The sequence below is a fragment of the Streptomyces inusitatus genome, from assembly GCF_014651115.1.
GTDB classification, from domain to species: domain Bacteria; phylum Actinomycetota; class Actinomycetes; order Streptomycetales; family Streptomycetaceae; genus Streptomyces; species Streptomyces amakusaensis.
The window spans coordinates 1-3,365 of the sequence record NZ_BMWG01000066.1 but is presented as its reverse complement, the minus strand read 5'-3'; the positions used below and the strand labels follow the sequence as shown (position 1 = coordinate 3,365).

Annotated in this window: 1 protein-coding gene; it reads right to left on the bottom strand. The window is 69.4% G+C overall.

The genetic code is table 11. The features are described 5' to 3' along the window. On the bottom strand, nt 1-3,325 hold a 3,325-nt coding region (locus tag IE247_RS33820), incomplete at its 3' end, for a non-ribosomal peptide synthetase (RefSeq protein WP_190127202.1). Nucleotides 3,326-3,365 lie beyond the last annotated feature (40 nt).

The following is a 3,365-nucleotide window of genomic DNA, read 5'->3' as shown; positions in this document are numbered from 1 at the left end:
TCTGCCGCTCAAACACCTGGCGCGCGGTGATGACGAGCCCCGCCTTACGGGCACTCGACACCAGCAGCATCGACATGATCGAGTCGCCACCCAGCTCGAAGAACGAACCATCGGCACTGACCCGCTCAAGCCCCAGCACCTCGGCGAACAGCGCGCACAGCGTCTCCTCCACCGGAGTCACCGGAGTACGCCCACCGGTCTCACCGGCGTCGGGGGCCGGGAGGGCGGCCTTGTCGAGTTTGCCGTTGACGGTCAGCGGGAGGGCGTCCAGGACGAGGACGTTCGCCGGGACCATGTACTCCGGCAGCCGCTCTCCCGCGAACCGCTTGAGCGCCTCGATGTCGAAGCTGTCGATGCTGTCGGCGGTCGTGGGTACGGCGTAGGCGACCAGGCGCTTGTCACCCGGCCGGTCCTCACGGACGATCACCGCGACCTGAGCCACACTCTCGTGCGCGGCGAGGACCGACTCGACCTCGCCCGGCTCAACGCGGAAGCCACGGATCTTCACCTGCTCATCCGCACGCCCGGCGAACCAGAGCTGACCGTCCGCACTCCAGCGGGCCAGGTCACCCGAGCGGTACATCCGCCCGCCGAACGGGCTCGCCACAAAACGCTCAGCCGTCAGATCCGCACGGCCCGCATAGCCCCGGGCCAGGCCGTCACCGGCGACGTACAGCTCACCCGTCACACCGACCGGAACGGGCTGGAGGAAGTCGTCCAGGACGAACACCCGGGCGTTGCCGATCGGGCTTCCGATGGCCGGAGGCTGATCGTCGGGGGTCATCCCGGCGTCCAGCGGAACGGCGGTGGTGATGACGGTCGCCTCGGTCGGACCATAGGTGTTCCACACCCGCGAACCAGCGAGCCACCGACTCGCCAGATCGGCATTGAGCCGCTCAGCACCGAGGACCCAGTTCCGCACCCCGGGCACCGCCGCCGGGTCCAGGACACCCAGCAGAGACGGGACGACGCTCGCCACCTCGACACCCGAAGTGCGGATCATCTCCGCCAACGCCTCCGGCTCACGGCGCTCCTCACCCGATGCGATCGCCAGCGTCCCACCAGCGGCCAACGTCACCGCCACATCCAGCACAGCCGCGTCGAAACTGAAGGACGCGAACTGAAGCGCCACCACCCCTTCGTCCATGCCGAGGGCGGTTCGCATCGCGAGCGCGAGGTTCGCCACCCCGCCGTGCGCGAGCGCCACACCCTTCGGACGACCCGTCGAACCCGACGTGTAAATGACGTACGCGAGCTGCTCCGGGCTCACGCTCACGCCGAGCGGCTCGGAAGAGCCGGCTTCGATCTCGTCCAGGCGCACGACGGGCGCGTCGATCCCGGGAATCTCCGTCCCCAGGACGAGCATTGCACCGCTGTCCGCGACCATGTACGCGAGCCGGTCGGACGGATACTCCGGGTCGAGCGGTACGTACGCCCCGCCGGCCTTCCAGACCGCGAGCAGCGCCACCACCATGTCGACCCCGCGCGGCAGGCACAGACCCACCACCCGCTCCCGACCCACACCCGCATCAACCAGGGCATGCGCCAGGCGATTCGACCGGGCGTCCAGCTCCCCGTACGACAGCACGTCCGCACCCGACCGAACCGCCGGCACCTCAGGCGCGCTCGCGACCCGCTCAGCGAACAGCTCCAGGAACGTGTCCGCCTCGACCGGCAGCACGGTGTCGTTCCACTCCGACACCACCCGCGACCGCTCGGCCTCGTCCAGCACCGCGATCTCACTCAGCCGAACATCAGGATCAGCCGCCACCTGCTCCAGCACCCGACCCAAACGCCGCGCCAAACCCTCAACCGTCACCGCGTCGAACAGATCCGTCGCATACAGAATCCCGCCACCGATACCCGCAGGACCACCATCCGCATCCCGCTCTTCAACGAAGGTGACGGAGAGGTCGAACCTGGCAGCCAGCTCCGATGCGGGCGGCAGGGGCGCGACCTCAAGGCCGGGCAGTTCCCAGCGCGCCTCCGGGACGTTCTGGAGCGCCAGCATCACCTGGAACAGCGGGTTCCGGGAGAGCGAACGAACCGGACTCAGCACATCCACAAGCCGCTCGAACGGCACATCCTGATGCGCATAGGCGGACAGATCCGTCTCTCGCACCCGACTCACCACCTCGGTGAAGGTCGGGTCGCCGCTGAGGTCGGCGCGGAGGACGAGGGTGTTGACGAAGAAGCCCGCCAGGTCGTCCAGGGCCGCGTCGCCTCGGCCTGCGATCGGGGTGCCGAGGGGGATGTCCTCGCCCGCGCCCATCCGGGAGAGGAGCACGGCCAGTGCGGCATGCGCGACCATGAACATGGTGGCCCGGCCGCGCCCGGCGACCTCCACCAGACCGGCGTGCGCCTCGGGGCCCACATGCAGGGGGACCGTACGGCCTTCGAACGACGGCATCGGTGGCCGCGCCCGGTCGCCCGGGAGCCTCAGCTCCTCCGGCGCACCTTCCAGCGCCTCCCGCCAGTGGCTGATCTGACTGGAGATCAGACTGTCGGGGTCGTCCAGGTCACCGAGGACTTCGCGCTGCCAGAGCGCGTAGTCCGCGTACTGCACCGGCAGCGGCTCCCAGCCCGGGGACCGGCCTTCGTGGCGGGCGGTGTAGGCCGTGCCCAGGTCGCGCGAGAGCGCGCCCATCGACCAGCCGTCCACCGCGATGTGATGCGCAACGATGAGCAGGACGTACTCCGAAGGCCCGGTCACCAGCAGCCAGGTCCGCCAGGGGAGGTCGACGCTCACGTCGAAGCCTCGGGCGGAGTGGGCGGTCACGACTTCTTCGAGTTGGCTCTCCGTGGTCTCGACCACGATGAGCGGAGGTCGTCCGTCGGCGCCTTCGAGGATGTGCTGACGCGGTGCGCCGTCGGTCTCGGGGAAGACGGTCCGCAGGCTCTCGTGCCGGTCGGCCACATCGCCGAGAGCCGCCTCCAGCGCGGCGACATCCAGCGCTCCGGAGAGCCGCAGAGTCAACGGCAGGTTGTAGGCGGCGTCCGCAGCCGAGTCGGTTTCATCGAGCCGGTTGAGGAACCACATCCGCTGCTGCGCGTAGGAGAGGGGTACTGCCTCCGGCCGTTCCCGGCGCGTGAGCGCGATACGGGTCTCACTGTCCGTCTCGTCGATCAGACCGGCCAGTCCCGCCACGGTGGCGGCGGTGAACAGATCCCGGATGCTGACTTCGGTGTCGAGGACGGAACGTACCCGGGCGATCAACCGCATCGCGAGGAGCGAGTCACCACCCAGTTCGAAGAACGACACCTCCGCACCGACCCGGTCCAGGCCCAGCACCTCGGCGAACAGCCCGCACAGAACCTCCTCCACCGGGGTCGCCGGACCACGGCCACCAGCCGTCCCACCAGCG